This window comes from Ensifer sp. 22460 (assembly GCF_052044935.1).
Classification (GTDB): Bacteria; Pseudomonadota; Alphaproteobacteria; order Rhizobiales; family Rhizobiaceae; genus Ensifer.
On sequence record NZ_JBQENZ010000042.1, the window covers coordinates 13,583 to 36,780 of the forward strand.

Sequence of the window (23,198 nt, forward strand, 5' to 3'; positions counted from 1 at the left end):
CGAGACCTTCTGCGGAATCAAACAATGACTACCTCCATCGTCCTCGGCGCCGGCATGGTCGGCGTCTCAACCGCGCTCGCATTGCAGGAGAGTGGGCATCAGGTGGTGCTGCTGGATCGCAAGGCGCCGGGCCGGGAAACCAGCTACGGCAACGCCGGCATCATCCAGACTGAGGCCGTCGAGCCCTATGCCTTCCCTCGCTCCATGACCGAGATCGCGAGGGTGGCGCTCAAGCGCGGCAACAACGTCGATTGGCGGCTGCGCGATATGCCACAGCTGGTGGGGCCGCTCTGGCGCTATTTTGCGCAGTCGGCGCCCGCGCCTTACGCGAGGACCATCGCGGCCTATTCACAGCTCGCGCTGCGTGCGAGTGACGATCACGCGCGTTTCATCGAACCCGCCGGCGCTGGGGAACTCATCGTCCGGCAGGGCTGGCGCGCGGTCTATCGTACACCTGCGACATTCGAAGCGGCTGCCGCCACCGCGGAACGGTTGAAGCGTGTCTACGGCGTGCCGTCGACGGTGCTTGGTGCAGATGAACTCGCGGCAAGCGAACCGGCGCTGCAATCTCGGCTCGCGGGTGCGGTCCATTGGACGTCACCCTGGACCTGCCGTGATCCGGGTGAACTGGTCGCGCGCTACGCCGCCCTCTTCGTTGCGCGCGGCGGAACGCTGGCCCGCGGCGACGCCCTGAGCCTGCTGAAGAATGGCGCCGGCTGGCAGGTGTTGTCCGAGGACGGCACATTTACGGCACAGAACGCGGTCGTCGCCTTGGGTCCATGGTCGCCGACGCTCGCGAAGACGTTCGGCTATCACATCCCCATGGTGTTCAAGCGCGGTTATCACAGGCATTTCGCAGGTCCGAACGGACCGCGCATCTCGATGCTGGATGTCGACCGTTCCACGCTGGTTGCGCCGATGAACACAGGGTGGCGAGTTTTGACCGGTGCGCATATGGCGCCGCCGGGCACAGCGCCGGCATCGCGGCAGATACTGCATGCCGCCAATGCCGCGCGCGAGCTTTTTGGCCTGCGCGAGCCCGTCGAAGCCACGCCTTGGTCGGGCACCCGCCCCTGCATGCCCGACATGCTGCCCGTCGTCGGCCCGACCCGGCATAAGGGCCTCTGGTTCCATTTCGGCCACGGCCATCAGGGCTTCACATTGGGCCCGACGACCGCCTTCCTTCTGGCGGAGCAAATCGAGGGGAGACACGGCAATCCGCTCGCCTTGCCCCTGACGCCATCCGCGCGAGGCTGGACATAACGCGCCGCTTGGCGCCGTTCGGCATGGACGCTGGGTAGGATTACGAGCACGAGCACTTGCGGACTGGCGAGACTTTCAGCGTCTCGTCAGTCTTAACGGTGCAGTTGGCAAACACCGGTAACGCTCATGGAGCGCCCCAGCCTTCCTTATTTTCTTTTCAACGGACAGTTCGGTTCCGTCCCGGTACAGCCTTCATGCGGCTGCATCCCGGAAGATGCCAGCGCGGCGGCGCGCTTAGCGCTTGAGAAGCTGTCCCCCTCGCCGGTTCCCCGTGCCGGCGGCGATCGTTTTTCGATCATACCGTTCCTCGCGGCCGCTGACTTCCAATCCTCCAGCGCATTCAGCACGAATATGCACAGGCGGAAATATTCTCCGGTCGCCAGCTTGACACGGTTTAGGCGTGCTTCTATCAAGTTGTAGGCCTAACCCTACAATTGGATGCCATGCACCACTCTCACTCATCTTCAACGTCCGCGCTGTCACTCGCAGACCTTCCCGGTCCGGATGTCGCCATCCGCCCACTGCACCACCCCTGGCGGTGGATCAGTGGCGGTCTCGTCATCCTGCTGCTTGCCGTAATCGGGCGCGCCTTCGCAGTCGGGCAAATCCAGTGGACGGTGGTCGGCGAGTTCCTGACGGCTGGCGTCATCATCACCGGCTTCGGTTGGACGCTGCTGATCTCGGCCTGTGCGCTGGTGCTTGGCGTCTTTCTTGGTTTCGCTTTCGGCATCATGCGGCTTTCGGAAAATCCGATCCTGCGCTTTGCTGCATGGCTCTATGTCTGGGTGTTCCGCGGCACGCCGGTGCTGCTGCAGTTGCTCATCTGGTTCAACATCGCGCTGGTCTTCCCGCGCCTCTATATCCCCGGGCTCATCGATGCCCGCATGGTCGACGTGGTGACGCCGTTCGTCGCGGCTGTCCTCGGTCTCGGCGTGAACGAAGGCTCCTATCTGACGGAAGTGGTGCGCGGCGGCATCTCTTCGGTCGATAAGGGCCAGAAGGAAGCTGCCCATACGCTCGGCATGACGCCGGGCCAGACGATGCGGCGCATCATTCTGCCGCAGACCTTGCGGCTGATCCTGCCCGTGCTTGGCAACAGCGCCATCGGCATGCTGAAGTTTTCCTCGCTCGCTGCCACCATCGCCATGGGCGAAATGCTGAATGCTGCGCAGCGCATCTACTTCATCAACGGTGCCGTCATCGAACTGCTGTTCGTCTGCGCCGTCTGGTATCTGGCGGGAACCACCGTTCTTTCCATCGGCCAATACTATCTCGAACGCCATTTCGGCCGCGATACCGCAGCCGCAACCAGCGAGCGCCGCTGGTTCAAAGGATGGGCGCGTCGTCCCGTCGCCTCGGGGGAAGCATGACACTCGCAGTCAAGGCGGTCGGTATCCGCAAGAGTTTTGGCAGCCACGAGGTCCTGAAGGGTCTCGATCTGGAAGTCACCTATGGGGAGGTGCTCTGCATCCTCGGGCCCTCGGGCAGTGGCAAGAGCACCTTCCTGCGCTGCATCAACCATCTGGAAACGCCGAATGGCGGCTATGTCTGGGTTGACGGCGCGATCATGGGCTACGAGCTCAGCCGCGGCGCGCTTGAGGAATTGCCGGTCAAACGGCTCCGGGCGCAGCAGAGCCAGCTCGGCATGGTGTTCCAGCATTTCAATCTTTTCGCGCACCGAACGGTGCTCGGCAACGTCACCGAGGGACCGATGGTAGTACGCGGCTTGAGCCGCGCCGAGGCCGAAGCCCGTGCCATGGGCCTGCTCGAGCAGGTCGGCATGGCGGCCAAGGCATCGAGTTATCCGTCGCAGCTTTCCGGCGGCCAGAAGCAGCGTGTGGCAATCGCCCGGGCGCTCGCAATGGAGCCACGTGTCATGCTCTTCGACGAGCCGACCAGCGCGCTCGATCCAGAACTCGTCGGCGAGGTTCTGGAAGTCATGCGCAATCTGGCGCGCGGCGGCACCACGATGATCGTCGTCACCCACGAGATCGGCTTTGCCCGGGAGGTCGCCGACCGCGTCGTGGTGATGATCGACGGCGAGATCCGCGAGATGGGCGTACCCACGCAAGTTCTGGGCAACCCCGGCGACCCGCGCGTGCGGAGTTTCCTCAGCCGCGTGCTGGCCTGAAGACAAGAGTTCAAAAAGAGGGAGAACTGAAAATGAAACAACTGCTGCCGATGGTTCTGGGGCTTGCCTCCGCCACCTTCATCAGCCTCGCCGCAGGTGGCGTGGCACAGGCCGCCGACGAGAAGCTCGCCGCCGCTCTGCCGGACGCGGTGCGCGATACCGGAAAGCTGAACATCACGATCAGCCTTGCCTATCCGCCAATGGAATATAACGACGCCGGCTCGACCGAACTGAAAGGCTTCGACATCGATCTTGCCAAGGCAATCGCCGAACGCCTCGGCCTGACGGCCGAGTTCCAGAACGTCGAGTTCCCGCAATTGATCCCGCAGGTCGTCACCGGCCGTTCGGACCTGATCATGACCGCCTTCTCCGACAAGGTGGAGCGCCAGACGCAGCTCGATTTCATCGACTACTTCAAGACCGGCAACGTCTTCTATTCGACCGCGGACCACCAAGGCGAGATCAAGACCGAGGCGGACCTTTGCGGCAAGACTGTCGCGGTCGCAACGGGAACCAGCTGGGTCACCTGGGCGGAAAATATCGGCAAGGCTAAATGCGCAGCCGACCAGTTGATCACCGTCATCCAGATCCCGACCCAGGCCGAGCACATCATGCAGATCCGCCAGGGCCGCGCCCAGGCTTCGGTCATCGGCCTTGAGGGACTGCTCGACCTGATGAAGCAGGAGCCGGACAAGTTCTACCAGATCGGCGAAGTCGGCGACGTCAACCACTACGGCATTGCTTTCGCCAAAGCGAATGCGCAGTTGCGCGATGCCGTAAAGGGAGCGCTCGACGCCATGAAGGCCGATGGCACTTATGCACAGATCCTCGACCGCTACGGCTTGAAACAGGCTGCCGTCGAAGAGTTCAAGATAAACGGAGCCACGAAGTAACCGAACCGCGCCGGAGCCTGCCTTGACCCATCCTTCCATGCCAGACGCCTCCACCATTGCAGCAAACGGAAACCCGGACGACAGACTGGCCCGGCTGCGCCTCGATCTCTATTCGAGCGAGCAGCTCTACCGGCAGCTCTACCGGGCGCTCCGCGCCGCGATTCTCGGCGGCGACTTCTCCGAAGGGGAAGCGATTCCCTCGGAGAACCAGTTGCGCGACCAGTTCGGCATTGCCCGAACCACCGTGCGCAATGCGATGGCGCTTTTGGTGTCGGAGGGATTGGTTCAGCAGGTTCGCGGCCGCGGCACGATCGTCTCGCACCGGCCTGTCAGCCACAACATCTGGAATTTCGGCAGCTTCACGGAGCTTGCCCGCCGCCAGGGCCAGCGCCCGGTGACGCGCGTGCTGGAACACCGGGTGGAGAATGGCGAACTCTTGCTGGTGCGCGCGCGCGGGCTTGCCAATGGCGACACGGTGAGTTGGCTGAACGTCGACACGTCTCAGCTTGATCTTGCCCTCTATCCGGGGATCGACCGCTACGATTTCGCGGCGCAATCGCTCTACGAGGTTTTGCGCCGCGACTATGACCGCCACCCCTTGCGTTCGGAACTGCTGCTCAGCGTCGTGCCGTCTTCCGAGCGCCTCAGGGAGGTCTTTGCCCCGGCGCCTGACGTGCCGGGCTACCTTTGCGCCAGCGGGGATGTGCTCGATGCCGACGATCGGTTGGTCGAGCGCACGTCGATCGTCTACTCGCCGGCAGTCCAGATGAAATTTGCAACGCGCTGGGGGCGCGAGACCGCGCCGCACGGTGCGCAGGAGAGCAAGATATGAGCCGCTTCGGCGACACTTTCACGACCCCAAAACCCATTCTTGGCATGCTGCACCTGGCTGGTGACGGCCCCGCGGCCAAGCTTGCCCAGGCCGAGGAAGAGGCCCGCATCATGGCCGGCGAAGGCGTGGACGGGGTCGTGGTCGAGAACTACTTCGGTGGTGCAGAAGACGTCGAGCGGGTGTTGGACCGGCTGTTCGGGTTCGACCTCGGCACCCGCATCGGCGTCAACGTGCTCAGAGACGATGCGCGCGCCTTTGCCCTTGCCAAAACGTACCCCGTTTCCTTTATCCAGGTGGATTCTGTCGCCGGCCATCTGCCGCCGGATGCGGACGAAGCCTTCGAAGCCGAACTCGCGGCACGCCGCGAGGGCGTTTCGGCGCTGTTGCTCGGTGGCGTTCGCTTCAAGTACCAGCCTGTTCTGTCCGGGCGATCGGAATCGGAAGACGTGCGCATCGGCGCTGCGCGCTGCGACGGTTTGGTGGTCACCTCCGACGCCACGGGCCAGCCGACCGACATGGACAAGGTGGCGCGCTTCCACGCTGCAACCGGCGGCGGGACGCCCCTCTTGATCGGCGCCGGCCTGACCGAATCCAATGCCGCCGAGCAACTGGCCAAGGCCGATGGCGCCGTCGTCGGCAGTTGGTTCAAGCACGACCATAAGGACACAGGCCGCGTCGAGCCTGCCCATGTTGCCGGGCTCATGCGCGTCGTGCGCGCCATCAGGAGCGACGCATGAGTGCGGCCGACACGGCCTTCGCCCGCCCGGTGACCCCGGACAATTTCTCGCGATACGGCAGGGTCTATGACCTGACCGGCGACACCGATCCCAAGGTGGTCTGGACCGTCGGCGACGCCTGGCATGACGGCTTCACGAAAACATCGTTGATCGATGGTGCCGGCCATCTCGGTGTTACGCGCGGCGGCAGCGCACCGTGGCACTGCGGCGTAATGGAGCGGCATCCGCAAACGGAGGAGGCGATCTTCTGCTTCGCCCAACCGGTTGTCCTCGCCGTCGCTCCCGCATCTGACGCCACGGCGCCGGACCGGAATGAGATCGAAGCCTTCGTCATCGCGCCCGGGCAGGCCGTGGTGATGGACCGCAACGTCTGGCACGACGCCTGCCGAGGCGTCTCGGAACCAACCCCCTACTACTGGATGGCCGTCTGCGGTCTCGGCGAGAGCCCTTGGGTTCCGGTTGCCGGTGGCCCGAAGCTGGTGCAAGCCATTCCAGGCGAAGGACCAACCGCATGACAAGCTTCTTCATCGGCGACGTCGCGCTCGACGAATACTACACCGCCGATCGCTGGCCGGGCCGAGCCGACAAGGGCATGGTCAAGGAGCTTCCAGCCGAGGCTGGCGGCTCCATTGCGAATGCCGCTGTCGTACATGCGGGGCTTGGCGGTGAGACGCAGTTCCTCTCCCTGCTCAACGACAGTCCGCTGTCGCAACGTTTGATCACCGATTTGAAGGCCAACGGCGTCGGCGTCGATTACATGCTGATCGATCCCGCGATTCCGGAATCGCGGAACTTCATCTTCCTCGTAGACGGCGAGCATGTCGTTCTGACGGTCGAGATGGGCGAGCAGCCGATGTGGCTCGACGCGGCTGCCCTCGATGCGCTGCGCCAACCAGGCTTTCTCTACACGACGCTCTATCGCGCCCGTCGTCTCCATGCGCGAACGGATCAAGGCGTGGTCAAGCAAGCCGACCTTCTTGCCGATCTCCGCCAGCACGGCCGGCGCGTCATCTTCGATCTCGACGTCGGTGGATGCACGCCGCAGGATATGCCTTATCTCACAGGTGCTGCGGTCGTCATCTTCAACCAGGTCGGCTTCCGCGCGGCTTTCGGCCACGACGAAATCACGATTATCGGCGACTGGATGCAGGCGCACGATATCGACTGGGTCGTGCGCACCCTCGCTGCGGATGGCGCCGAGGCCCGCAATGGCGACACGATCCTTCGTGTGCCCGGGTTTCCGGTCGACGTCGTTGACGTCACCGGTGCAGGCGACACCTTCGGCGGCACATTGACCTGGTGTCTGTCGCAAGGCCAGGCCATCGAAGAGGCGCTGGACTTCTCCGTCGCAGCCGCCTCCCGCTCCGTCACCATCCACGGCCCGCGGGCGGGTAAAGCAGCGCCGGACGATATCCGCCGCTGGCGTGACGACGAGCGCCGGTCGAGGGCGCGGTGAACCGCAGCACTCGATCGGATCGCCGGTTTCGGGCTTAGGATTGTCGCTGGACCCTTCCTTGCGCGGCTTTAAGGGAACGGCCGGACGTCACGTCGCCCACCGCCCCTGACCAAGGACTGCCTATCAAATGAAGGGCGGGAAACAACGCAAATGAACCGCCGCTGAGGGGCAAACGCTTCCTCAAATCCCCAGCATGCGCCGGTTGGCCGCCTCGTCCGTGCCGCCGCCGGCAAAGTCGTCAAACGCCTTCTCCGTGACGCGGATGATGTGGTGCTTGACGAAGTCGGCACCCTCGCGCGCACCGTCCTCGGGATGTTTCAGCGCGCATTCCCATTCGACCACCGCCCAGCCCGAGAAATCATTGGCCGCCATCTTCGAGAACACCGCGCCGAAATCCACCTGGCCGTCACCCAGAGACCGGAAGCGGCCTGCCCGGTTGACCCAGCCCTGATAGCCGCCATAGACGCCCTGGCGCCCGGTCGGATTGAACTCCGCATCCTTGACGTGGAACATCCGGATGCGGTCCTTGTAGATGTCGATGTTGTCGAGATAATCGAGGCACTGCAGCACATAGTGTGAGGGGTCATAGAGCATGCAGGCGCGGGCATGGTTGCCGGTGCGCTCCAGAAACATCTCGTAGGTGATGCCGTCGTGCAGGTCCTCGCCCGGATGGATCTCGTAGCAGACATCCACACCACAGTCCTCGGCATGGTCGAGGATCGGTTTCCAGCGTTTCGCCAGTTCGTCAAAGGCGGTCTCGACGAGACCGGCCGGCCGTTGCGGCCAGGGATAGACGAAGGGCCAGGCGAGCGCGCCGGAAAAGCTTGCCATGGCGTTCAGCCCCAGGTTCTTCGAGGTGGTCAGCGCCAGCTTCACCTGTTCCACCGCCCATTGCTGCCGCGCTTTCGGGTTGCCGCGCACTTCCGGTGCGGCAAAGCCGTCGAAGGCTTCGTCATAGGCCGGGTGCACGGCGACGAGCTGGCCCTGCAGATGGGTGGAAAGCTCGGTCACCTCGACACCGTTGTCGCGGGCCGTGCCGGCAAATTCGTCACAATAGGTCTTCGAGGTCGCCGCCTTCTGAAGATCGATCAGCCGCGCATCCCAGCTCGGGACCTGCACGCCTTTGTAGCCGCAATCGGCCGCCCATTTGGTGATCGCGTCCCAGGAATTGAACGGTGCCGCATCGCCGGCAAACTGCGCAAGAAAGAGCCCTGGCCCCTTGATCGTCTTCATCTCTCGTCTCCTCCGTTGGAAAATGTGCCGGGCGCTCGAAAGACGCCGGCGATGCCCGCCTGGGGCTCAAGACGACACGACCTGAGATTTCAGGTGATCGTTGTGGGATGGCAGCCCGCGCCGACCGCGGGCCGCCTTTCAGTCAAGCCTGGATCAGAAGGGCGAATCCGGGAAGTAGAAGTCCTTGGCATTGTCCTTGGTCACGAGCGTTGCATCGATCGTGTAGACGCCACGGACCGGAACCTGGCCGTAGAAGTTGGCGACCGTCATCTCCAGCGCCGTTCCGACCATTGCCGGCGGGTAGAGCACGTCGACCGGGATCATCTTGTCGCCGTCCATGACCTTCTTGATCATTTCCTTTGAACCGGCGCCGGCAACGACATACTGGATGTCGGTACGCTTCGCCTGCTCGATGGCCTGCAGTACGCCAACGGCCATGTCGTCGTCCTGGCACCAGACGACGTCGATCTTCGGGTACTTCGTCAGGTAGTCCTGCATGACCTTGAAGGCATCGTCGCGGTTCCAGTTGCCGTACTGGCGATCGAGAACCTTGACCTTCGAGCCTTCGATGCCCTTGTCGAAACCGTCCTGGCGCTGCTGGTCGATCGGGATCGGCAGGCCGCGGATGACGACGACTTCGGCTTCCGGTGTCGTGGCCTTGATGTATTCGCCCGCGACTTGGCCGAGAGCCGGGTTGTTGCCGGCGACGTAGAGATCGCGCACCGAGTTGTCGTTGACGCTGGGCGCACGGTCAACGAGCGCGACGAAGGTTCCCTTGCCCTTTACTTCCTTGATGGCGTTGACCAGCGGATCCGGATCGGTCGGCAGGATGACGAGAGCGTCGATGCCTTGCGTTTCGAGGTCCTGCACGGCGTTGGCCTGGCTCGCCGGATCGGGAGAGGTCTTGACGATGACGTTGAGGCCCGGGTTGCGCTCCATCAGGATCTTGGCGACGCGCTCGGCGTGGAAGACCACGCCGGCCGTCCAGCCATGATCGGCAGCCGGAATGGAGACGCCGATCGTCACTTTCTTTTCTTCCTGCGCGTGCGACACGCCAGCGAGTGCGGTCATGGCCGCGAGGGTCAGGCCGAATAGCTTATTACGCATTAAGTTCCTCCCAAATATCAGGTCAGCCTGTTGCAGGCCGGGAGACCTGTGGACCCGGCCGTCTCACGATTTCCGAACCAGCGAGCGCTGGACGAGCATCGCAATGATGATGATCGCACCCTGGATGGCGCCGATCAGGTATTCGCTGATGAAGTTGGAGAGCAGCATGATGTTGCCGACCAGTTCGAGGATGAACGCGCCACAGATCGTGCCCCAGACGCGGCCGGCGCCACCCTTGAGCGCGGTGCCGCCGACGACGACGGCAGTGATTGCCTGTAGTTCCCAGAGAATGCCAGTCGTTGCCGACGTCGAGCCGAGGCGCGGCACATAGAGGAGGACGGCGGCTGCCACGCAGAGCCCCTGGATCACGAAGGCGACGGTGCGGACGCGGTTGACGGAAATGCCCGAGTAACGCGCAACGTCGCGATTGGAACCGACGGCCACGACGTGCCGACCGTAGCGCGTGCGGTAGAGGATAAAGGCCGCCACGGCAGTCACCGCGAGGATGACGACGATCGGTACCGGCAGGCCGAAGATCGTGCCGAAATAAGCCGGCCGATAGATCTCCTGGAGCTCCGGCTCCTTAAGCGTGATTGCGCCGCCTTGCGACAGCCAGGTCGTCAGTCCCCGATAGATGCCCATGGTGCCGAGCGTTGCGATGAAGGGCTCGATCTTGCCGACCGTGGTGATCAGACCGTTGGCAAGACCACAGAGTGCGCCGGCGACGATAGTAAACAGGACCGCCGCCAGAAGCATGAGTACCGGATCGGCGATGACCCCGGAGTTCATGAACAGGATCATCAGACTGGCGATGAAGGCGACCATCGCCCCGACGGAGAGATCGAGATCGCCCGACGAAATCACGAAAGTCGCTCCGACCGCGATGATGGCGATGAAGGCGCTGCGGGTAGCGACGTTGGCGAGGTTGTTGATGCTGATGAAGTTGGGATTGACCAGCGCCCCTACCAGCAACAGCAACGCCAGTGCGACGAATGGCGCCACGGCCCTCAGATCGATGTCGCGCCAGCTGCGGCGGCGAATTGCGCCCTGACTGCCTTCCTCGTTTACGCTCATATCCAATTGAACCTCCGTCCCACCTGTCGGGAATCTTGTTGTTCTCGGCATCTGCGCAGGATGCGCCGCGGCCGCCTCAGGCCGCCGTCTTCTTCTTCAATCCTGCGGCGTAGCGCATGATCTCCTGCTCGGAGATCTCGTCCCCCTCGAGAATGCCGGCGATATGGCCTTCGCGCATGACCACCACGCGACTGCATAAGCCTATGACCTCGGGCATCTCCGATGAGACGACAATGATCGAGCGACCGTCCCGGGCGAGCGCCGAGATGAAGTGGTAGATCTGCTGCTTGGTGCCGACGTCGATGCCGCGGGTCGGCTCGTCGATGATGATGATACCAGGGTCGGTTTCCATTACCTTGGCGAGAAGCAGCTTCTGCTGGTTGCCACCGGACATGCGTCCGGCGACAATCTTGTCATCCCTGACGCGGATGTCGAACCGGCGGCGCGCCTTGACCAGAGCCGCCTCCTCGCTTCCCGGATCGAGATAGCCGAGGCGGCTATGGCGACCGAGCGACTGCAACGTCAGGTTCGCCATCATCCCGGCATTGAGCAACAGCCCCTTGGCTTTCCGGTCCTTGGTCATGTATGCGAGACCGGCCTTGTTGACCGCGTGCACGTCACCGGATGAAACCGGCTGGCCACGAACGAGAACCTCGCCGGACACACGCGGGCGCAATCCGACAATCGCCTCCATCAATTCCGTCCGACCCGAACCGATCATCCCGGAAAAACCGAGGATTTCGCCGCGGCGGACCTCGAAGCTTGCGTCCCTAACGTAGCCTGTTGAGACCGAACTGACGCGCAGCACGACCTCCTCGTCGAAGTCGGGTTCGCTTTTGGCGGGATAGAGGCTCGAAAGCTCACGGCCGACCATCAACTGGGCGATCGCCTCGCCGTCGAGGATGGAGGTCGGCGATGTCTTGATCCATTGGCCGTCGCGCAACACCGTCACGCGATCGGTGAGTTCCATGACCTCGTCGAGCTTGTGCGACACGAAGACGAAACTCGTTCCCTTGTCGCGCAGCTTGCGCACCAAGCGGAACAGAAAGTTCGTTTCTTCGCGAGAAAGGACGGCGGTCGGCTCATCCATGAAGACGACACGCGCGTCACGGCTGATAGCCTTGGCAATTTCCACCATCTGTTTTTCGGCGATCGACAGCGAGCCGATCATCGCATTCTCGTCGACATGGGAGCCGAGGAGATCGAGAACGCGGCGCGTTTCCGCGCGCATGAACTTGCGGTCGAGCACGCCGAACCTGGTCACTTCGCGGCCGAGAAACAGGCTCTCGGTGACGGTTAGATGTTCGGCCAGATTGAATTCCTGATGGATGATGACGATGCCGAGCGCTTCGGCCGCACCGTCTGGCGGGAGCTTCACCGACTGGCCGTCGAGCAGGATCTCGCCCGAGGTCGGTTGCTCGAAGCCGGACAATATCTTGACGAGCGTGGATTTGCCGGCGCCGTTCTCGCCCATCAGCGCGTGGATCTCGCCCTGGCGCAGCTCGAAATCGACGCTGAAAAGCACCTGCACGCCGCTGAAGGATTTACTGATGCGGCGCGCAGACAGCACGACGGGAGCCCCGTCGACAACCTCCGTGGTCATATTCCCCTCCCTGCGGCCTCCACCGCTTTTTCAATGATGTAAACCTTTACACTGACCGATGTAAAGGTTTACATCATGCTTGTACGACAATTTTTTCTGCCTGCGCGTTTGACCACCAGGCAAGTCTGTGTAGTGTCTCGCAACAAAGCCCGAGGCCAACCGAGTGTCCGATTCCACCCCCGCAACCATCGAAGATGTCGCCCGGATCGCCGAAGTGTCGATCGCGACAGTTTCGCGGGCCATTCACATGCCGGAGAAGGTTGCCAAGTCCACGCGGTTGAAGGTCAATCAGGCCATTGCGCTGACGGGCTACACCACCAACGCGATGGCGCGCAGCCTGAGGCTGGGGCGCTCGAACATGATACTCGTGGTCGCGCCCGACATCGGTGATCCGAACTTCTCCAGCATCCTGGTTGGCCTTGAAAACGAAGCGCGAGCCCATGGCTACGGCGTGCTGATCGGGCATACCCAGAATGATGCGCAACGCGGGTTGGAATATCTGAAATTCTTCAACTCGAACCAGGCGGCCGGCCTGATCCTGTTTACCGGCATTCTTCCTTTCGGCCATCAGGAGGTGACGCCGCGCCTGCCGCCGACCGTCGGTGTTTTCGAGCCCGTCTTCAACGGTGGCATTCCCTATGTCGGCGTCGACGACGTCGAAGGCGCGCGCAAGGCCGTTGATCTTCTCATTTCCGAAGGGCATCGGCGGATCGCATTCATCGGAGACTCCCATACGCGCCTTGCCTATGGCCGTCGTCGGTCGGGCTACGAGGCCGGACTTGCCGCAGCCGGCTTCCCTGCGAACCGCCGCCTTATCCTCGAAGGCGACGGTACGGTGGAAAGCGGCAGGCTGGCGCTGGAGCAGCTCTTCATGCGCGACGACCTTCCGACCGCCTTCATGTGCGTCAACGATCAGACTGCTCTTGGTGTCGCGCTTGGCCTTAAGGCGCGCGGCTATGAGATACCGGATCAGTTTTCGGTCACCGGCTTCGATGACGTCCCGCAAGCCAGTTTCATGACCCCTTCCCTCACGACGATCCGCCAGCCGCGCACCGCGATCGGCAAGCACGCGATGGCACTGCTTCTCGAGATGCTCTCGGACCGCACCCCTTCAGAAACCGAGATCCTGCTGAGGCCCGACCTGGTGGTCCGCAACTCTGTTGGGCCGCCGCCGACACGGCGATGAAGGATTTGGGGCCGACTGCCGATTTCTCAGAGAGCGGGCACGTGATTCCGAAAGCTAGCTGGCGATCCTGTTGCGCGCCTGCATGATGATCTCGCGCAGCCACCGGTGCATCGGCGAATGATGCGAGCGGTCATGCCATAGCATGTGGAAGACCATTTGCGGGAACTCGATCGGCGACTGGCGTACGACGAGCGGCAAAAGCCCCGCAAAGTAGCTGGCAAAATGACGGCTGGTCGAGAAGATCAGGTCCGACTGCAGCAAGAGGTACGGTGCGGTCGTAAAATAGGAAAGCGCCACGGTGCGCGCCCGGCTGACTCGAAGGCTCGACAGGTGGGTTTCGACGACACCGCGATGGGCCATCGAATAGGCCACCGGCACGATATGGGCGGCCGACAGATAGTCGGCTTCGCTGAATTCGCCCTGCGCCAGAGTATGGGTGTCCCGCATCAGGCAAACGATGTCGTCCTGCAGGAGGATCGAGCGTTTGAGATAGGCGGGCGGAGACGGCCAGTTGCCGATGACGACATCGACGTCACCCCGGGCAAGCGCCCCCTCGAAGTCGAAGTCGGGACCGAGCGCCCGGATCACGAGGCTCGCATTCGGCGCCTTGCGCCTGATCTGATCGACAATTTCCGACAGGAACACCGGCGCCATGTAGTCCGGCGAGGCGATCGTGAAGCTGTGATTGCTTGATGAGGCGTCAAACGGCGCCGTGGCGTCGACCAAGCCGGTGAGATCGGCCAACAGGGCCTGAGCGCGCGGCAAAATAGCCAGAGCGCGCTCCGTGGGGACCATTCCGTCACGGCTGCGCACAAGCAATTGGTCGGAAAAGATCTCGCGCAGCTTGCCAAGCGCCAGGCTGACTGCCGGCTGGGATTGCTCCAGCTTGACCGCGGCACGCGTCACACTGCCCTCGGCCATGAGCGCGCAGAAGACCTTTAGGAGATGTGCGTCAACGGTATCTTCTTTCGACATCTGATCCGCAGAATAGCCAACAAAATCCGGCAGGGCGAGCCGGCCAACAGGTCAACACCACCTTTTATTCGTCTGGCTAATAATGGGTATTTGCCTGCCCGCGTTGACCAAATCGCCCCCGCCGAGCACCGTTTGCTCAGGAAACACCGCGATGCGGCGGCTCAACTTCAGGGCAAGACATGCTTGATATCGACGCGATCAACCACATGGACTGCGACGCCTTCGTCGCCTACCTCGGTCCTGTCTTCGAGAATTCACCTTGGGTCGCACAACGCAGCTGGCAGAAGCGGCCGTTCGCCGACATCGAGGCATTGCATGGTGCGATGTTCAGCCAGATCCTGGCCCGTGACACGGCGTCAAAGGTCGAATTCCTGGGCGCGCATCCGGACCTTGCCGGCAAAGAGGCCAAGCAGGGCCGGATGACAGCGGAATCGACCGTCGAACAGGGAACGGCCGGGCTCGACAGCCTGGCGGGCCACGAGATGGCGCTGATCGACGATCTGAACCGGCGCTATCGCGCCCGGCACGGCTTTCCCTTCATCGTTTGCGTTCGCCACTACACCAAGGCCGGCATCTTTGCCGAGTTCAAGCACCGCATCGGACGGGAGACCGAGGCTGAGCTTGCGGAAGCACTGCGGCAGATCGCCAACATCAGCCGCCATCGACTGGGCGCCCTCGTCAAGGAGGCGCAGGAGGTTATCACGCCGGCCGCATAGCGGCTGGTATCCTGAAATGGACTTATACGGGAGGTAGTCCACAATGGCATCGGCAGCACATGCGGGGCACGGAGGCGGCTCATCCGCCGCGAACCCCGAAAACCTCGAATCCGTCTACCGCAAGGTGACATGGCGGCTCCTTCCCTTCCTGATGTTCCTGTGGATCCTGGCATGGATCGACCGGGTCAATGTCGGTTTTGCGAAGCTCACCATGCTGCAGGACCTGCAGTTCAGCGAAACCGTTTACGGCCTCGGTGCCGGCATCTTCTTCCTCGGCTATTTCTTCTTCGAGGTGCCGAGCAACATGTGGCTTGAACGGATCGGCGCCCGCGCCACGATCGCCCGCATCACCATCGGCTGGGGCATCATCTGCGTGCTGATGATGTTCGTCACCCAGCCCTGGCAGTTCTATACGCTGCGGTTCCTGCTCGGCGTGTTCGAGGCCGGCTTCTATCCCGGCATCATCCTCTACCTGACCTATTGGTATCCGTCGCTGCGTCGCGCCAAGGCCTTCGGCCTCTTCATGTCCGCCTCGGCACTTGCCGGCGTCATCGGCGGCCCGCTGGCAGGCACGATCATGACGCAACTCGGCGGCGCCAACGGCTGGGCCGGCTGGCAGTGGGTATTCCTGCTCGAAGGCATTCCGTCGGTCCTCGCCGGCATCGCCACCATCTTCTATCTGACCGACAAGCCTGAGAAGGTGCATTGGCTGACCTCGGAGGAAAAGGCCCTGCTCATCCAGGACATCGAGCAGGACAAGAAGGCTCTCGGCCATCGCGAGCACAGCGTGCTCAAGGCGCTGAAGAACCCGATCGTATGGAAATTTATCGCCATCTATTTCTGCATCATCATGGCGAACTCGACGCTGACTTTCTTCGGTCCCTCCGTGGTGCGCGAAATCGGCTTCTCCAGCCCTGCAACGGTCGGCTGGATCATGGCGGCCATCTATCTCGGCGGTGCTGCGGGCATGATCCTGAACGGCATCCATTCCGATCGCACTTCGGAGGTGCGCTACCACTGCGCCTTTGCAGCACTCGCGGGTGCCACCGGCCTCATGGCCCTGGGTTTTGTCCTTCCGGCCAGCCCTGCCCTGTCGCTCGCGGCCCTGGCGCTCGCGATCGTCGGCACCATGTCCGCAATCCCGGTCTTCTGGCAGATGCCGAACCATTGCCTGGCGGGCTCGGCTGCGGCGGTCGGTATCGCGCTCATCAACTCGGTGGCGAACCTCGCCGGCTTCGGCGCCCCCTACCTCATGGGCTACCTGAAGGACACGACCGGCGTCATGACCCACGGGCTGTGGCTGGTGGCTGCCGTCGAGGCGCTGACCTTCGTGCTGATCGTGGGTTTCGTCAGCAAAGTCAGCCGGCAAACGCAGCAGCCTGCATAGAACAAATCCTGCAAATCCTCGCGCCTCGGGGGTTTTGACAAGACGAGAAATTGTATCGGATCATCGCAGCTTTGCTCGATGGTCCGATCATCTGCGGCGCGCACGACACGTGAGGGGCCGACACGGGAAAGGATTTCGGCGCCTTTGGAGCCCGGTCTCGACGGTAATTCTGAGATTTTTTCAGATTTTTTTCATCGCGATGGATGAGAAGCCGCGCCCGCTCCGTATATGCGGGTATGGATTCGAAGAACGGTGCTTTTGACGTTATTGGGCAGCTGGCTGCGCTGCGGCGCTATGCTCGCTCGCTAGCGCGCAATTCGCCGGACGCGGAGGATCTCGTTCATGACGCTCTCCTGAGAGCCTACGAACGACGCTCGACATTCCGGTCTGGAGCGAACCTTAGAAACTGGCTTTTCGCGATCGTTCGCAACACGCATATCGACGGCTTGCGGTCCGCGATGTCTCGTGGTCAGCGTGACGATCAGTCGGCGCAGGTGGCCGGATTGTCTTACCCCGCCCACCAGGAACACAGCGTACGGCTGGCTCAGGTCCGCGAAGCGTTCATGATGCTTCCGGAAGAACAGCGCGAGGCCCTTCATCTCGTTGCCGTTGAGGACCTTTCCTATCACGAGGCTGCCGAAATACTCGACATTCCCGTCGGGACTTTGATGTCGCGCGTCTCCCGGGCAAGAGCGAGCCTCAGAGACTTCGAAAACGGAACGAGAAAGCCCAACCACCTGAGGCTTGTCGGAGGCGATAATGACTGACGTCGACACGATTATCGATACCGATCTCGATGCCTATGTGGACAACCAGCTCGATGCGGCCGGCAGGCTTCGGGTTGAGACCTGGCTTGCCAGGAACCCGGACGCGGCGGCTCGTGTCATGGCTGACCTCGGCATGCGGACCATGCTCAAGCTGGCGTTGACGTCGGATGGCGTTGCCGCACGCCCCGAGACGCGCGAGGCGGCCCGCCGCCTTTCGTCGGGACTGGCGAATGCGCGCGTGTGGAACGCCCTGCAGAAGGTGGCGGCGGTCGGCTTGATGATTTCGGTGGGTTGGATTGCCCATTCGTCCGTCGGTCCGAGCGAAGTCAATGCCTCGGCCCATCCGCCAGCTTTCGTGGAATACGCCATCCGCGCGCATCAGACCTCGCTCGTCAGGGCGGGGATGCCGTCTCAGCCGGAAGTGCAGGCCTATGACCGGGACGACATTCGTGCTGCGACCGCCATCGTCATGCCGGAGCTTCCGAAGGACTGGAACGTCGTCGACGTCCAGGTGTTTCCCTCGGATTTCGGGCCCAGCGTCGAGACGAGCGTCAGGACTGATGCAGGCACACTCGTATCGCTCTTCGCCGGCAGGCCGGGGCACTTCGCGGTCGAGTCCGTGAAGGACCTCAATCTTTCCAACGCCGAGGCTGCCTGGTGGCAGGTCGGCGAGGTCGCCTATGCCGTCGTCTCAAGCACGCCCGGCATCGGCCTCAGCGATGAGGCCGAGCTTCTCAAAAACTCACTTTACTGAGGAAACCTTCATGTATTCGAACCAGAACCGCTTCGGCGGCATGAGCCAGGCTTCTGCCGCTGCCCTCGACGAGGGCCTTCGCCAGCATATGCTGCGCGTCTACAACTATATGGGCCTCGGCCTCGTGGTGACGGGGCTTGTGGCCTTCATCGTCGGCACCACGCCGGCACTTTACGTGCCGATCTTTTCCACCCCGCTGAAGTGGGTGGTGATGCTTGCGCCGCTCGCCTTCGTCTTTTTCTTTTCATTCAAGATGCATTCGATGTCGGCATCCTCAGCGCAGCTGACCTTTTGGGCCTTTTGCGCCGTCATGGGCCTTTCGCTCGCCTCGGTCTTCCTGGTCTTCACCGGAGCCAGCATCGCCCGCACCTTCTTCATCGCCGCGACCATGTTCGGTGCAACGAGCCTCTACGGCTATGTGACGAAACGCGACCTGGCGAAATTCGGCTCGTTCCTGATCATGGGCCTGATCGGCGTGATGATTGCCTCGATTGTCAACATCTTCCTTGGTTCGAGCGCCCTTCAGTTTGCCGTCTCGGTGATCGGTATCGTCGTCTTCGTCGGCCTGACTGCCTGGGACACGCAGAACATCAAGGAACAGTATGCCGATAACTTTGACCAGGAATCCCAGCAGAAGCTTGCGGTTTTCGGTGCCCTGTCGCTCTATCTGAATTTTGTCAACATCTTCCAGTTGCTACTGAACTTCACTGGCGAGCGTGAGTAGTAGTCGCCACAGATAGCAAGGAACACAGCAGGCCATCGACGTCCTGTTCTTCAAGCTCGCCCATGTTGAACGCTAGTCCGGCCCCCGCGACGCTCAATCCGATCGCTTCATCCATGAGCGGATCGGCCAGCAGCCGGGTGGAACCCTATTACATGGCACAGGCGATCGTCGTGCAGGAGCAGGCGCTGGAGGCGGCTCAACGCCGCATTGAGGAACTGGAGGCGCAGATCGCGCAGAGCCAACAGCGCGGCAGCTTCTTCTCCTCGATGTTCGGCAGCAACACCGCCCCTCAGCGCCAGGCGCCGCAACAGTCCAGATATGGCCGCGCCGCGCCCGGCTCGCCATGGGGCAACCAGAACCAGGCCTTCGGCCAGCCGATGCAATAGCGTGCCGGCAGCGGCTTCCTCGCGGGCGCCGCGCAGACCGCAATGGGCGTTGCCGGCGGCGTTCTGCTCGGCAACGCGATCGCAGGCATGTTCGGCGGAAACGAGGCTCAGGCCGCCGAACCCAGCGCCACGGCTTCGGAGCCGGAAGCGCTTGCGGACGACATGGATTTCGGCGGCTACGAGGACATTTGACGCCGCTATCGGCTTCCGGGGCTACATCCCCCTCCCCGGAAGCCACCCCACGGGCTACCCCCTGTCCCTTTACGATGGCCCGCCATCTTCCCGGATATGGAGAATGCGCAGATCTCGGTCTGCTGCCTGCCGAACTTTCCGTGAGGTGGCCGACACATCGACAAGGTCAGGATCAGGGCGCTGCAGATGGCTACTTGAGCATGGCAACCCTGCCGATGCACAGCAACGGTCAACGCTGCCCGTCGTCCGGGATTGCCGAAGAGCGACGCCGGCGCGGCCTGGGCCGCTCGCAGCGTGGCTTCGAGACGAGAGCCTCGGCAGGCCTGTGGATGATCGCACACGCAGGTCAGCGAGCGGAGCCTGAGGCCAGCGCTTGCGCTTCAGAAGGAGCGTGGCGCTGGATCCAGGAGTTTCACGCTGCCGGAGGTGACCTGGTAGACCGCGCAGGTTCGCTCGATGGAACCGGTCTTTCCGAAGCGGAAGGCTGCTGCCGCGCCGATGAAGCCGTTTGGATGCCGAAGGCTCTCCTGCGTGATGGCGGTTTCGCCCTGGCTGCGCACGAGACCGGCGGCAAGCGCGATCACGTCGAAGCCATAGGCTGCATCGGTGCCTGCGGCCCGCTCGTATCGATCGAGATAGCGCGAGGTCATCCGGGAACCATTTTCAGGACCAAACAGACAGAGATGGCTGCCCGCGAGCTCAGGGCGCTTGTAAGCAGCATTTACCCAGCCGGAACTTCCGACGACCATCGCGTTCGGTTTCAGATAGCCGTTGGCCTTGAGTTGCGACAGTGCACCGACATCCGGATCTCCCGAGCCGACCAGGAGCACGCCATCAGTGTCTTTCAACGTGGTCTTGGTGGCCGCGTCGCCGGTGAATGCCGTGGTCCCTGTCACGGCGACGAGCGCCGGTTTGATGCCATAGCCGGCAAGTCCGCGATCGAGCCTTTGCCGCTCGGCGGCGGAGACATCGCTCGGCAAGAGCACGACGAGCCGCTTGCGCCCGGACGCCACCGCATAGGATGCCCCCTCGACGGCGCTGTCGATGCGGTCGGACGCGAAAGCGAAAGTGCCGGCCGGCCGCTCGTCGCCGTTGCCCCGCAGGACCAAAAGCGGCGCGCGGGAGGGGCCGAGACCTTGGCGCACGGTGCTGACAGGAGCGTCGGCGACCGACAGCGCGACGAGCGCGACGTTCTTGCTGGCAAGCCGCTTCGCGGCCTCTTGAATCTGCTGGGGCGAACCGTCGGTATTTTCGACCAGCAACGAGAGCTGGCCGCCACCCACCTCATCGATGGCGAGCGACGCGCCGTCCCGGATATCGCGTTCGCGTACCGTTTCGCCTGACGGCGCCATCAACGCCGTGATGAGCGCGATCCGCGTTGCGCCCCCGCCGAACGTTTCCTGCGGCTTTACCGCATGTTCGGCCGCGCGCCGCGCATGCCTCGCCTGCGGCGATTCCACGTCGAGAACATCCTGGGGCGTCGGTGCGCCCTGACAGCCCGCAAGTGTACCAAGCGCGAGGACGCCAAGGGCGAGCCACTGCCGACAGGGCGACATCCGCCTGGTCGGTGAAACGACAGCGTGGGATATGACGATCAAACCGCCTGCCTCAATTCATGAAATTCCGCATCTTGGAGTAGAAACAATCGCATTTGGCGATGTATTCCTCGTCGCGCCAGTTGGACTGCAGGTAGCCATAGGCCTTGCCGCAGGCAACCTTGGTCTCGGACGCCCAGACGAAAGTCGGCCGCGTTGAGGAGATCCAGTGCGGATCGTCGGCGACAGCGATCGCCTCGTCCATGCGCGACACGACCTCCTTGGTCAATGCCGCGACATCCTGGTCAGTGGTAAGCGAGGATTGGCTGGCTTCAGCGCACTGCCGCACGGCTGGCGCATAATCGACGATGAGATCGGCCGCGAAACCTGAAACGGGCATAAGAGCGACCATCGCCCCCACCAGCATGCTTCTGATCATGAAAAGATTCCCCCTGGAAATGCGGTTCCCGGATGATTACCGAGAACCGCTGAACTGTCGAGACCGACGTGCTCTTAATGAATGTCTTGGTCTGTTTTGGTGCCGCTAGTGTTGTTGAACAGTATCTTGACCACATCGGTCGAGACCTGAAAATCTTCCAGCACTGCAACCGTGTGCCACCCAGAAGCGTTGCCGGCGCTGCCATCGGTGTCGACCTGCAAGTTGGCGTTGCCCCCGCCCGCGTCCTCAACGCGAACGTAATTATTCTGCATGGTTGTTGCCGCCGGTAGATTGCCCAGCAAAGCAGACAGGTCGACGGAATCACTTTCGCTGTAGCTATAATCGGTGATGACATCATCGATGCCGAGTTGCAGCGAGTCTGAATTTACCACGAAGGTATCTTTGCCCGTTCCGCCAGTCATTGTGTCGGAGCCGAGGCCGCCGTAGAGCATGTCGTCACCCGCATTGCCATAAAGCACGTTGATCGCCGAATCGCCGTTGAGAGTGTCGTTAAAATCTGACCCCATAATATGGGGGTCCGTTGCCGTGACGGTGGCGGTTTGGCCGCCAGTGGCGTGCGAATAATTTAGAATTCCTTCTCCCGACGCCGTTAAAGTGAGGCCGATGCTGCTCGATGCCGTATCGCCATCAGCATCTACCACTTCGATTGGCAGGTCTAAGTTAACCGGCTTAGTCGTCGGCACAGCCGCCCCAAATTGGCCGAGCTTGAAAGCGTCGCCGTCCACCCATGAATACTCGACGCTGTTGTAGCCGTTGGCGGTAAAGATACCGATCTGTGTCGCACTGGCACTGTCACCGCGCACACCGTCGACATTGACTGATCCATCGAGGTTTTTGCTGATCTCGAAGGCAATCCCACCGATCGTGTAGGACGGTTGAAGCGGTTGCGCCAGGTCAATGATTTGCATCGCGCCGTTGTAGGCAATTGCGACGGCAGTGATCGCATCAATTTGTCCGTCACCGACGACGTTATTGCTATTGGTGTCGTCGAACGCCGTAATCTTCACCACACTGCCAGAGGTTGCCGTGAAGGTGGCGGTTGATCCATTGACAGTATAATGTCCATCGAAAACATGGTCCCTTTTCGAAAGAGTATCGTAGTCGCCGTTACCAGTACTCTTCGGGTCGCCCCTTAGATCCGTCACGAAGTCAACACGGAACGTCTCTTGGCTGCCAACACTGTTTCCGTCGCTTACGCCACCTGAGATGTTTGACGTATTAATGCGACCGCCATTCGCGCCATTGATCTCGGGGGTCAGCAAGAGATCGGAGCTGTTGTTGTCGATTGGCGCGTTGACGGTCTCGCCCGTACCGATGAAACCGGCCCATGGATCGGAGCCGCCAACAAAATTATAATTTCCGCCGCTGAAGGAGACATCCATCGTGCTGTCTACTTTCCCATTCATGTCAATCGAATAGGTAGCGGCGGCCGGATCAAGGACGACGACGAAGACGGATGTCGCACCTGCAAAGCCGGTAAGCGTCAGGCCGTCTGCGGACACCTGATATAGGATCGGAACGCCATTTGATGTCAAGCCGGTTGGTTGACTTTCAATCGAATCCGGGAAACGGACGGTGCCCGCACCATCAGCGCCGTAGTTGCTGATCAGCGAGCCGTCTTGATCTAGCTCGAAGACTAAGGGACTGCCTGCGGCATTCGTGACGATCGCGTGGTCAGGTGTCGCCGCAGAAGGAATATCGTCATTGAAGGCGACAGTCAGTGTGCCATTGGCAACCGAGCTGTCGGCGTCGGTGACGGTGTAGCCGAGGCCGACCGAGACATTGTC

The 23,198-nt window shown here is 62.1% G+C and carries 22 protein-coding genes and 1 pseudogene; 15 read left to right on the top strand and 8 right to left on the bottom strand.

What is annotated here, in order from left to right:
- The first annotated feature begins 24 nt into the window (after positions 1–24).
- The 8 genes from ACTJKM_RS33530 to ACTJKM_RS33565 all read left to right on the top strand — a co-directional run bounded on the left by ACTJKM_RS33530 (position 25) and on the right by ACTJKM_RS33565 (position 7,312).
- Complete coding sequence (locus ACTJKM_RS33530; protein WP_440639503.1) at positions 25–1,263, top strand: NAD(P)/FAD-dependent oxidoreductase; 1,239 nt, start codon at positions 25–27, stop codon at positions 1,261–1,263.
- 443 nt (positions 1,264–1,706) lie between these two features.
- Positions 1,707–2,633 (top strand): amino acid ABC transporter permease, encoded by a 927-nt coding sequence (locus ACTJKM_RS33535; protein WP_113514044.1) that lies wholly within the window; start codon positions 1,707–1,709, stop codon positions 2,631–2,633.
- Positions 2,630–3,394, top strand: coding sequence for an amino acid ABC transporter ATP-binding protein (locus ACTJKM_RS33540; RefSeq protein WP_058327873.1), 765 nt, complete (start codon positions 2,630–2,632; stop codon positions 3,392–3,394). The genes ACTJKM_RS33535 and ACTJKM_RS33540 overlap by 4 nt, the downstream gene beginning before the upstream one ends.
- 32 nt (positions 3,395–3,426) lie before the next feature.
- Positions 3,427–4,287: an ABC transporter substrate-binding protein gene (locus tag ACTJKM_RS33545; protein WP_058327874.1), complete on the top strand. Its 861-nt coding sequence runs from the start codon at positions 3,427–3,429 to the stop codon at positions 4,285–4,287.
- 22 nt (positions 4,288–4,309) lie between these two features.
- Entirely contained in the window at positions 4,310–5,119 is an 810-nt protein-coding gene (locus ACTJKM_RS33550; protein ID WP_440661766.1) for a GntR family transcriptional regulator, read from the top strand.
- The gene (locus ACTJKM_RS33555) at positions 5,116–5,856 is read left to right on the top strand and encodes a BtpA/SgcQ family protein (RefSeq protein ID WP_440661767.1); all 741 of its coding nucleotides are present in this window, start codon (positions 5,116–5,118) and stop codon (positions 5,854–5,856) included. Before ACTJKM_RS33550 ends, ACTJKM_RS33555 begins: the two co-directional genes overlap by 4 nt.
- Positions 5,853–6,371 carry an ureidoglycolate lyase gene (locus tag ACTJKM_RS33560; RefSeq protein WP_058327877.1) on the top strand — a complete coding sequence of 173 codons (519 nt, stop codon included), beginning with the start codon at positions 5,853–5,855 and terminating at the stop codon, positions 6,369–6,371. Before ACTJKM_RS33555 ends, ACTJKM_RS33560 begins: the two co-directional genes overlap by 4 nt.
- The gene (locus ACTJKM_RS33565; protein WP_440639511.1) at positions 6,368–7,312 is read left to right on the top strand and encodes a carbohydrate kinase family protein; all 945 of its coding nucleotides are present in this window, start codon (positions 6,368–6,370) and stop codon (positions 7,310–7,312) included. Before ACTJKM_RS33560 ends, ACTJKM_RS33565 begins: the two co-directional genes overlap by 4 nt.
- A gap of 180 nt (positions 7,313–7,492) precedes the next feature.
- Here the strand turns inward: ACTJKM_RS33565 and ACTJKM_RS33570 are convergent, their stop codons facing one another.
- The 4 genes from ACTJKM_RS33570 to ACTJKM_RS33585 form a co-directional block, all read right to left on the bottom strand.
- Positions 7,493–8,545, bottom strand: coding sequence for a sugar phosphate isomerase/epimerase family protein (locus ACTJKM_RS33570; RefSeq protein WP_440661768.1), 1,053 nt, complete (start codon positions 8,543–8,545; stop codon positions 7,493–7,495).
- 153 nt (positions 8,546–8,698) lie between these two features.
- Positions 8,699–9,652 (bottom strand): substrate-binding domain-containing protein, encoded by a 954-nt coding sequence (locus tag ACTJKM_RS33575; RefSeq protein WP_057249660.1) that lies wholly within the window; start codon positions 9,650–9,652, stop codon positions 8,699–8,701.
- A gap of 63 nt (positions 9,653–9,715) precedes the next feature.
- On the bottom strand, positions 9,716–10,726 hold the full coding sequence (locus tag ACTJKM_RS33580) for an ABC transporter permease (protein WP_057249658.1): 1,011 nt from the start codon (positions 10,724–10,726) through the stop codon (positions 9,716–9,718).
- Between the two features lie 76 nt (positions 10,727–10,802).
- Complete coding sequence (locus tag ACTJKM_RS33585; protein WP_440639516.1) at positions 10,803–12,329, bottom strand: sugar ABC transporter ATP-binding protein; 1,527 nt, start codon at positions 12,327–12,329, stop codon at positions 10,803–10,805.
- A gap of 163 nt (positions 12,330–12,492) precedes the next feature.
- Here ACTJKM_RS33585 and ACTJKM_RS33590 point away from each other — a divergent pair, with 163 nt between their 5' ends.
- Positions 12,493–13,515: a LacI family DNA-binding transcriptional regulator gene (locus ACTJKM_RS33590; protein WP_440661770.1), complete on the top strand. Its 1,023-nt coding sequence runs from the start codon at positions 12,493–12,495 to the stop codon at positions 13,513–13,515.
- Between the two features lie 54 nt (positions 13,516–13,569).
- Here the strand turns inward: ACTJKM_RS33590 and ACTJKM_RS33595 are convergent, their stop codons facing one another.
- Positions 13,570–14,490 (bottom strand): LysR family transcriptional regulator, encoded by a 921-nt coding sequence (locus ACTJKM_RS33595; RefSeq protein ID WP_440639518.1) that lies wholly within the window; start codon positions 14,488–14,490, stop codon positions 13,570–13,572.
- 179 nt (positions 14,491–14,669) lie between these two features.
- Here ACTJKM_RS33595 and uraD point away from each other — a divergent pair, with 179 nt between their 5' ends.
- The 6 genes and pseudogenes from uraD to ACTJKM_RS33625 all read left to right on the top strand — a co-directional run bounded on the left by uraD (position 14,670) and on the right by ACTJKM_RS33625 (position 19,416).
- Positions 14,670–15,206, top strand: coding sequence for a 2-oxo-4-hydroxy-4-carboxy-5-ureidoimidazoline decarboxylase (uraD, locus tag ACTJKM_RS33600; protein WP_440661772.1), 537 nt, complete (start codon positions 14,670–14,672; stop codon positions 15,204–15,206).
- A 43-nt stretch (positions 15,207–15,249) separates the two neighbouring features.
- Positions 15,250–16,593, top strand: coding sequence for an MFS transporter (locus ACTJKM_RS33605; protein WP_440661773.1), 1,344 nt, complete (start codon positions 15,250–15,252; stop codon positions 16,591–16,593).
- A 236-nt stretch (positions 16,594–16,829) separates the two neighbouring features.
- The gene (locus tag ACTJKM_RS33610; RefSeq protein WP_058327885.1) at positions 16,830–17,360 is read left to right on the top strand and encodes a sigma-70 family RNA polymerase sigma factor; all 531 of its coding nucleotides are present in this window, start codon (positions 16,830–16,832) and stop codon (positions 17,358–17,360) included.
- Positions 17,353–18,114, top strand: a complete 762-nt coding sequence (locus tag ACTJKM_RS33615; RefSeq protein ID WP_440661774.1) for an anti-sigma factor family protein — start codon at positions 17,353–17,355, stop codon at positions 18,112–18,114. The genes ACTJKM_RS33610 and ACTJKM_RS33615 overlap by 8 nt, the downstream gene beginning before the upstream one ends.
- Before the next feature lie 10 nt (positions 18,115–18,124).
- Entirely contained in the window at positions 18,125–18,838 is a 714-nt protein-coding gene (locus ACTJKM_RS33620) for a Bax inhibitor-1/YccA family protein (RefSeq protein WP_058327887.1), read from the top strand.
- A gap of 152 nt (positions 18,839–18,990) precedes the next feature.
- Positions 18,991–19,416, top strand: a pseudogene (locus ACTJKM_RS33625) (DUF2076 domain-containing protein).
- A gap of 380 nt (positions 19,417–19,796) precedes the next feature.
- On the opposite strand, the gene ACTJKM_RS33630 reads toward ACTJKM_RS33625, so the two are convergent.
- The 3 genes from ACTJKM_RS33630 to ACTJKM_RS33640 form a co-directional block, all read right to left on the bottom strand.
- Positions 19,797–20,876: an ABC transporter substrate-binding protein gene (locus ACTJKM_RS33630; protein WP_440661776.1), complete on the bottom strand. Its 1,080-nt coding sequence runs from the start codon at positions 20,874–20,876 to the stop codon at positions 19,797–19,799.
- A gap of 148 nt (positions 20,877–21,024) precedes the next feature.
- On the bottom strand, positions 21,025–21,390 hold the full coding sequence (locus ACTJKM_RS33635; RefSeq protein ID WP_440661777.1) for a hypothetical protein: 366 nt from the start codon (positions 21,388–21,390) through the stop codon (positions 21,025–21,027).
- A 74-nt stretch (positions 21,391–21,464) separates the two neighbouring features.
- Positions 21,465–23,198, bottom strand: a 1,734-nt coding sequence (locus ACTJKM_RS33640; protein ID WP_440661778.1) for a type I secretion C-terminal target domain-containing protein, incomplete at its 5' end; no start/stop codon positions are given.

Excerpts from the sequence above, each read along its gene's own strand:
- ACTJKM_RS33595 (WP_440639518.1), bottom strand. The coding sequence starts at position 14,490 with ATGTCGAAAGAAGATACCGTTGACGCACATCTCCTAAAGGTCTTCTGC.
- ACTJKM_RS33635 (WP_440661777.1), bottom strand. The coding sequence starts at position 21,390 with ATGATCAGAAGCATGCTGGTGGGGGCGATGGTCGCTCTTATGCCCGTT.
- uraD (WP_440661772.1), top strand. The coding sequence starts at position 14,670 with ATGCTTGATATCGACGCGATCAACCACATGGACTGCGACGCCTTCGTC.
- ACTJKM_RS33570 (WP_440661768.1), bottom strand. The coding sequence starts at position 8,545 with ATGAAGACGATCAAGGGGCCAGGGCTCTTTCTTGCGCAGTTTGCCGGC.
- ACTJKM_RS33575 (WP_057249660.1), bottom strand. The coding sequence starts at position 9,652 with ATGCGTAATAAGCTATTCGGCCTGACCCTCGCGGCCATGACCGCACTC.
- ACTJKM_RS33610 (WP_058327885.1), top strand. The coding sequence starts at position 16,830 with ATGGATTCGAAGAACGGTGCTTTTGACGTTATTGGGCAGCTGGCTGCG.
- ACTJKM_RS33615 (WP_440661774.1), top strand. The coding sequence starts at position 17,353 with ATGACTGACGTCGACACGATTATCGATACCGATCTCGATGCCTATGTG.
- ACTJKM_RS33560 (WP_058327877.1), top strand. The coding sequence starts at position 5,853 with ATGAGTGCGGCCGACACGGCCTTCGCCCGCCCGGTGACCCCGGACAAT.
- ACTJKM_RS33585 (WP_440639516.1), bottom strand. The coding sequence starts at position 12,329 with ATGACCACGGAGGTTGTCGACGGGGCTCCCGTCGTGCTGTCTGCGCGC.
- ACTJKM_RS33565 (WP_440639511.1), top strand. The coding sequence starts at position 6,368 with ATGACAAGCTTCTTCATCGGCGACGTCGCGCTCGACGAATACTACACC.
- ACTJKM_RS33605 (WP_440661773.1), top strand. The coding sequence starts at position 15,250 with ATGGCATCGGCAGCACATGCGGGGCACGGAGGCGGCTCATCCGCCGCG.
- ACTJKM_RS33540 (WP_058327873.1), top strand. The coding sequence starts at position 2,630 with ATGACACTCGCAGTCAAGGCGGTCGGTATCCGCAAGAGTTTTGGCAGC.
- ACTJKM_RS33620 (WP_058327887.1), top strand. The coding sequence starts at position 18,125 with ATGTATTCGAACCAGAACCGCTTCGGCGGCATGAGCCAGGCTTCTGCC.
- ACTJKM_RS33580 (WP_057249658.1), bottom strand. The coding sequence starts at position 10,726 with ATGAGCGTAAACGAGGAAGGCAGTCAGGGCGCAATTCGCCGCCGCAGC.
- ACTJKM_RS33545 (WP_058327874.1), top strand. The coding sequence starts at position 3,427 with ATGAAACAACTGCTGCCGATGGTTCTGGGGCTTGCCTCCGCCACCTTC.
- ACTJKM_RS33535 (WP_113514044.1), top strand. The coding sequence starts at position 1,707 with ATGCACCACTCTCACTCATCTTCAACGTCCGCGCTGTCACTCGCAGAC.
- ACTJKM_RS33530 (WP_440639503.1), top strand. The coding sequence starts at position 25 with ATGACTACCTCCATCGTCCTCGGCGCCGGCATGGTCGGCGTCTCAACC.
- ACTJKM_RS33555 (WP_440661767.1), top strand. The coding sequence starts at position 5,116 with ATGAGCCGCTTCGGCGACACTTTCACGACCCCAAAACCCATTCTTGGC.